This is a genomic window from Dietzia sp. UCD-THP (assembly GCF_000349585.1).
GTDB lineage: Bacteria > Actinomycetota > Actinomycetes > Mycobacteriales > Mycobacteriaceae > Dietzia > Dietzia natronolimnaea_A.
Genome location: NZ_AOSR01000097.1, coordinates 1 through 6,371, shown reverse-complemented (window position 1 = coordinate 6,371; position 6,371 = coordinate 1). Strand labels below are relative to the sequence as shown.

General features: G+C 60.0%; 7 protein-coding genes and 1 pseudogene. 5 read left to right on the top strand and 3 right to left on the bottom strand.

From position 1 onward, the window contains the following. On the bottom strand, positions 1-184 hold a 184-nt coding region (locus H483_RS38560), incomplete at its 3' end, for a YafY family protein (protein WP_152427912.1). Positions 185-308: 124 nt separating this feature from the next. On the opposite strand from H483_RS38560, the gene H483_RS27135 reads away from it, so the two are divergent. The 5 genes and pseudogenes from H483_RS27135 (at position 309) to H483_RS38545 (ending at position 4,346) form a co-directional block, all read left to right on the top strand. After that, positions 309-704: a RidA family protein gene (locus H483_RS27135; RefSeq protein WP_031264755.1), complete on the top strand. Its 396-nt coding sequence runs from the start codon at positions 309-311 to the stop codon at positions 702-704. 78 nt (positions 705-782) lie between these two features. Further along, positions 783-896, top strand: a pseudogene (locus H483_RS39150) (IS481 family transposase); the annotation flags it as partial. 248 nt (positions 897-1,144) lie between these two features. After that, positions 1,145-3,304 (top strand): DEAD/DEAH box helicase, encoded by a 2,160-nt coding sequence (locus H483_RS27130; RefSeq protein ID WP_017836440.1) that lies wholly within the window; start codon positions 1,145-1,147, stop codon positions 3,302-3,304. Further along, positions 3,285-4,004, top strand: a complete 720-nt coding sequence (locus H483_RS38550) for a DUF2290 domain-containing protein (protein ID WP_081615134.1) — start codon at positions 3,285-3,287, stop codon at positions 4,002-4,004. Before H483_RS27130 ends, H483_RS38550 begins: the two co-directional genes overlap by 20 nt. Before the next feature lie 78 nt (positions 4,005-4,082). Then, positions 4,083-4,346, top strand: a complete 264-nt coding sequence (locus H483_RS38545) for a nitroreductase family protein (protein ID WP_081615133.1) — start codon at positions 4,083-4,085, stop codon at positions 4,344-4,346. A 139-nt stretch (positions 4,347-4,485) separates the two neighbouring features. On the opposite strand, the gene H483_RS39145 is transcribed toward H483_RS38545, so the two are convergent. Further along, positions 4,486-5,760 carry a hypothetical protein gene (locus H483_RS39145; RefSeq protein ID WP_152427911.1) on the bottom strand — a complete coding sequence of 425 codons (1,275 nt, stop codon included), beginning with the start codon at positions 5,758-5,760 and terminating at the stop codon, positions 4,486-4,488. A 175-nt stretch (positions 5,761-5,935) separates the two neighbouring features. Further along, positions 5,936-6,371: recombinase family protein (locus H483_RS27115; RefSeq protein WP_017836438.1), on the bottom strand; the 436-nt coding region annotated here is incomplete at its 5' end.

Here is a 6,371-nt window from a genome sequence, read left to right as displayed (position 1 = left end):
GGAGTGAATAGCCGCCGTGTCGACCACGGTCGGCGTAAACGGGGACGCCCGCAGTCGAGAGGGCGTCGATGTCGCGCAGCACGGTGCGCGTGGACACTTCGAGCTCCCCGGCCAGCTGGTCGGCGGTCATTCGGCCTCGCTGGCGTAGCAGGAGCACCAGCGAGACCAGTCGGTCTGCTCGCATGCATCAATCTTTACCAGAAAACACGACACAAGGTGTCGTGATTCGTTGGGAGGCTAGTAGCGCAGCGTCGAGGACGGCGGCCACAGGGCGGCCGGGCGCTGCGGAACGAATGAACGGAGCAGCAATGGAACGCACGGCAGTAAATCCGGTGACGTGGTCGCAGGAGATGGGCTTCAACCAGGGCGAAGTCATCTCAGGGGAGACACGGACGCTGTACATCTCGGGACAGACAGCGATGAGCAAGGATGGTCGGCCCGAGCATGACGGGGACGTCGAGGCCCAGCTCGCGCTGGCCGTGGCGAACCTCGAGGCCGTGCTCGCGGAGGCCGGCATGTCGCTGGAGAACCTGGTCCGCCTCAACGTCTACACCACCGACGTGGACGCGCTGTTCCCGCACTACGGCGTGCTCGCCGGGAAGCTCGGGGCGGCAGGAGTCGCCCCGACTACCACGATGCTCGGCGTCACCCGCCTGGCGATCCCCGGCCAAATGGTCGAGCTCGAAGGAACCGCTGTCGCGTAACGCTTCCCCCTATCGAAACTCATCTGAGACGGCCAGCAGGGTAACCCTGCTGGCCGTCGGCCCGTCCTAAGGAGTCCCATGTCCCACGCAAACGCCGCTCTGACTCCCCGCCACCGCCTCAAAGTCGCTTGCCTGGTCGTAGATGACGGCTGGCCGATCAGCGAGGTCGCCGCTCGCTTCCAGGTGTCCTGGGGGAGACTCTCACCTCAGAGGTGCCCTTCTGGCATGGGATGGTTTGGACTTCGCACTCGAAATCCTCCCAGCTCAGAAGGGCCCTCTGCTGTTATGCCACGCTCACAACCCCAAACCCGACCGGTGGATCAGGGCTGAACAGCTCGCGAGCGGCAATACTGCGGCGGGTAGAAGCGCAGCGATAGAGTCAACTGCGGAGATGACGGCTTCGGGGTCGTCGCAGTAAGGCGGATCGGACGGAGCAAGCAGTGACGTTGGAAGTGGTCCAGGGCGAGAGCCGGAACCGCGCTGCGGCCGAGCAGCTCGCCACGAAACTTGGTGCAGCCGTCGATGATGGTGTCCTGTACCTCGGATACCCCGTGCTCGCGACGGCGGATGACCGCGTCGACATCGATGCGCTGCTGGTCACTCGCGAGTACGGACTCGTCGCGCTGCTCTTGAGCGATGACGTTCCCCGCTCGCACGAGGAGTGGGACGAGGTGGTCGCCGAACAGGATCGCCTATACGCAGTGTTGGAGGGATACCTCAGCCGTCATGAAGGGCTTCGAGCTGGCCGGCGCCTCGCCGTTACTCCGAACACGGCGACTGTCTTCGCCGAAGTACCGACGGAGCACCCGGAGTCAAGTGGCGAGGGCTTCTACGGCACCCTCGACGACCTCGACGAGTGGCTCCAAGGCTTGGACGGGCTGACCGAGACCATCGAGCACAACGTTCACGCAGCGCTCCAGCGCGTGACAACGATCAAACCACGGAAGAAGCGCGCACACGTCACGCAGGCCGACTCACGCGGCGCCAAGATTAAGTCCATCGAGAAGGGCATCGCGAACCTCGACCGATGGCAGAAGCAGGCCGCGATCGAGAGCCCGGACGGCCCGCAACGAATTAGGGGCCTTGCTGGCTCGGGCAAGACCGTTGTGCTTGCCCTCAAGGCTGCGTATTGGCACACCTATCACCCCGAGTGGACGATCGCCATCACCTTTCACTCTCGGGCGCTCTATCAGCAGATCGACGATCTTGTCACCAGGTTCACATTCGAACACAGTAACGACCGCCCCGACCCCGATCGAATGCAGATTCTCCACTCGTGGGGTTCGCGCGCCCGGGCTGGTGTTTACAGTCAGATCGCGCGGGCCCTTGGCGAGACCCCACGAGACTGGGCGTACGCGTCCGGCAAGTACGGCATGGATGACGCTTTCCGGGGTATCTGCGAAGAGCTTTTGGTCGTAGCGCGGAACACGCCCGTCACACCGATCTTCGACGCAGTGCTCATAGACGAGGCCCAAGACCTGCCGCCCGAGTTTTTCCAGCTCGTCTACCTCTTCACCCGCGACCCCAAGCGAATCGTGTGGGGCTACGACGAGTTGCAACGCCTCTCCGAGGCTGCCATGCCATCCACCCGGGAGCTATTCGGATTGAACTCCGCTGGAGCGCCACTGGTCAGCCTGGACGCAGCTCCGGGGGCGCCTCGTCGCGACATCGTCCTGCCCGTCTGCTACCGCAACACACCGTGGGCCCTCGCAACTGCGCATGCGTTGGGTATCGGCGTGTATCGAAAGGAAGGACTGCTCCAGCATCCCGATGAGGCGTCGCTTTGGAAGGACATCGGGTACGAAGTCGTCCATGGCGAGCTTGAGCCCGGCGAACCGGTGACACTAGGACGGTCTAAGAGCAGTTACCCCCACTACTTCCCTCAGCTGCTAGAACCGGCCGACGCCGTCCAGGTACATCAATTCACGGACGAGGCCGCCCAGGACGCGTGGGTCGCGAACGAAATTGTTAAAAACCTGACTGTCGACGAACTCGAGCCAGACGACATCCTGGTCGTCCTGCCGGACACGTACCGCGCGAAGAGCCGCGGGCCGCGTTTGATGCGACAGTTGCGTCGGCTTGAAGTCCCGTCGCACCTCGTCGGTGTGAACACAAGCGCCGACGAGATATTCCAGCCCGGTTCCGTTGCCATCGCCCACATCTACCGCGCCAAGGGGAACGAAGCGCCCATGGTGTACGCCCTCGACTCGCACTACTCGGCTCCGAGCTTCAACGCCGTCAGCCGTCGCAATACTCTCTTCACTGCCATCACTCGAAGCCGTGCCTGGGTTCGGATCGTCGGCTGGGGGGACCAGATGACCGCGATAAAGAGCGAAGCCGAACAGATCATCGCTAAGAGCTTTCAGCTTGACTTCACGATCCCAACTGGCGCGGAACTCGACAAGCTGCGCCACATTCACCGCGACCGTCCTGAACACGAGGAGAAGACGGTCCGCCGCGCAACCGAAGCAATCGAAGCGTTCCTAGAAGCCGTCGACCGCGGAGAAATGGATCTTCTTGACCTCCCGCCAAACGTGAGAACCCGGTTGTCACGTCTGCAGACCAACCCAAGTGACCTAGATGCAGAAGATATCTTCTAGAGCTGTCCGAGAGGACATTCAGAACGCCCTCGACTACCTTCTGGATGCCGACCTCTGCCTAGTAGCGAACCCGATATCGGTTGTAACGAAAGCTCCTTTTGCGGACGGTACCCAAATCGAGAGCGTCCGGTTTAGCTCGTACGCCCGCGATGAGGCCTTCCTGATCTCCCACGGACATCCAGGAATAGACCAGTACCTAGCCTGGCTCAAGTCCGGTTCCTTCTCTGCAGTCTTGTTCGACGGAAGCTTGGTCCAGCTGGCTTATGACATCTCACTGAAAGGCGAGGTCGTCGGCCATCGCCTCGCGTACATGCCGTGCCCCTACAACGTTGACCCAAACTTGTTCGCGCAGGAGTCATTGCTGGATGTCATCGAGCTATACGACGGCAGCACAGACATTGTGATGAGAAGCCAGATGCGCTTCGACTTCGACCCCTATGCGAGTGCTCCCGGCCACCCAGCGGCGCACTTTACCTTCAATAGCCCCCAGTGCCGTGTCGCCTGCATCGCCCCGGTCCACGTGATGAGGTTCCTCGACTTCGTGTTCCGGCACTCTTACCCGATACAACGTCGATTCCACGAAACTTTCTTCGCAACCAGCGCGTGGAAACATCTGGGAGACCCGGTACTGACAACTAACGATCGGTTCTCGCCGCATCTGAGCTGGGATATTCACGCCACCATGTCGAGCGCAGGCTAATCGCCGGATATGCACATTCCACAGACTGCGGGCCCACGCCGGCAACTCGACGTTACGTAAAGTCGAAGCAGGCACCGTATGCACCCCAATCTCGCCGCCGCGAACCGTGCATTCGACGCGCAACGGGCCGGACGCGGCGAGCGCTTCTGCTGGCTAGAGGCGGGCCTACTCACCCAGAACATCCACCTGTGGGTCGCCGCAAACGGGCTCGGCACTGTCTTTCTCGGAGGTCTCGACCCCGCCAAGACCCAGGCGGCACCGGCCAGCTGGCTGCCCTCTTCCCATTCGGTACTGGGCATATTGCCAATCGGCCACCCCGCAGGACCGGTATCGACGCCGTGAACCTCGAGCAACCCGTCAATGCGGTCACCGCAGCCGATATCCAAGGCCTATTTAAAGCGCAGGGCAGTCCTATACTCTTGGAACAATCGCCTCGTGCCATCTGTTCCGGAGCTATCAAACGGGCACCTTCGCGAGCGACTCAATCGCTATCGGGCTCGTTTGAGTTTCCTTGCCACCAGCGAATGAGCCTGGATTTCACTTCATCCAACGATGTTATTTCAAGTTCACCAACTCCACTTTCTGTCACGGTTTCTCCTCCGACTTGACCGGACGCCTCCCAAGAGTAAGTAACTACGCCGCCGTCTGGGTCCGGAAATTCCTCCGGAATCCAAAGGACTACCTCGTCCTCAATGAGCGACGGCGTCCGTTTCCTCCGAAGGTCGTCTACCTCGACAGTCAGGACAACATCGCCCTCGTGGGCCTCCCAGTACGCGCGCTCGGCCCAAGTGGACATGCTTCCTCGAGGCAAAGATGCAAAAATAGGTACTACAATATCAACACCAAATCTGTCGAAGTCTGAACGCGGCGTCCGCCAAGCTGCGTGCCACTTCTCATTCTCCGGAGTTACTCCCCAGACATCGGCGAAAGATATCTCGATCCTCAAATCGAGAATTCTCGTAGCCATGGTCGAAACCTCTACCACGACTGGGAACCCCGCATTAGCTGCCATCACAGCCTCTAGCTCAGCTTTTCTTGCCACGCTAGATTCAACAAAGTCACTAGCAGCGGACTGTGACAGTTTGCGCTCGCGTGCGCTACTCTCGGCGAATACCCTGACCAATTTATCCAGGTCATGGCTTCGCCAAACGGGACCTCTAGCCCCTACGTTTAACCTCAGACCTTCAACTCCACTTGCCTCACTCTCCGCCGTCGCCCTCTCGGTCTGCACGGAATTAGCATGGCTCCAGAGAATCAAGTCGATCTTCTTCTTTAAATCTTCCGATGATTCAAAAGTGCCATACAAACCTTTCGCTTCAGACTCTATAGACCGACGAAAGTGCTCTAACCGAGAATGCTCCTGCCGTTGAGAGTCGTCAACTGTGACGTTGCGAGGTATCGAACCATCCCAGAAGAGAAGGTGAGCAACGCCGTTCAAGCTGGCGATCGTGGCCTCCTCGACCGTCCCAGACCGTTCGTCACGAATCGTGGGCGTCCCCAACCGGTATCTAAATAGTCCAATCACAACGTCGCTATTGCTAGTCAACTGCTGGTTGATGATGTACTGACCATCAACACCATCCTTGTAGACTGGAACAGCATTCGACTGATAATGAAGAGGCAAAAATACAACGCCGCGAGAAGCGGCGTGTGCGTCATTCCATTGGTGAATTAGTGTGCGGACCAAATCCGCATCTTCCGCAGTGTCGGCAGGCCCCGATATTAGAACTCTGAAGCCCCTCAAGCCGATTGTCATCCTGCCCTGCCTCCCGTTTCGTCTAATATTACGATATTCTACTTCCGAATAACAGCATGGACGATTAACATCGCAGATCGAGTTCCCAAAGAATTTGATGTATATGTTGCCCAGCTCAAAGGAGGTGCACAACGTTCGAGGAAACATGTTCGTTGCACGCCGAAGCGCTGGCAACCTACCTCGGCGCCTGGGCAGCCTGCCGCTGAAGTGCGCGGTACAGCGTTGACCGCCCGACTCCGAGATCGCGGGCGATCGCTGATGGCCCCTCCCCCGCCTCAACGCGTTGTCGGGCCTTGGCGATCTGTTCGTCGGTCAGGACGCGTTTGCGGCCCTTGTACTTGCCCTTCGCCTTGGCGATGGCGATGCCTTCGGCTTGGCGTTCTCGGATGATGGCCCTCTCGAACTCGGCGAACGCCCCGAGCAGCGAGAGCATCAGATCCGCTCGAGGATCCTGGGCGCCAGCGGCGTAAGTGGCCCGCTCGTGCACGAACTCCACACTCGCGCCCTTAGCCGTGATCTCGCCGACGATCTGCTTGAGATCAACCAGCGAACGAGCGAGTCGGTCCATTGACGCGACAACCAGCTCGTCGCCGTCTCGCAGGTACCTGATG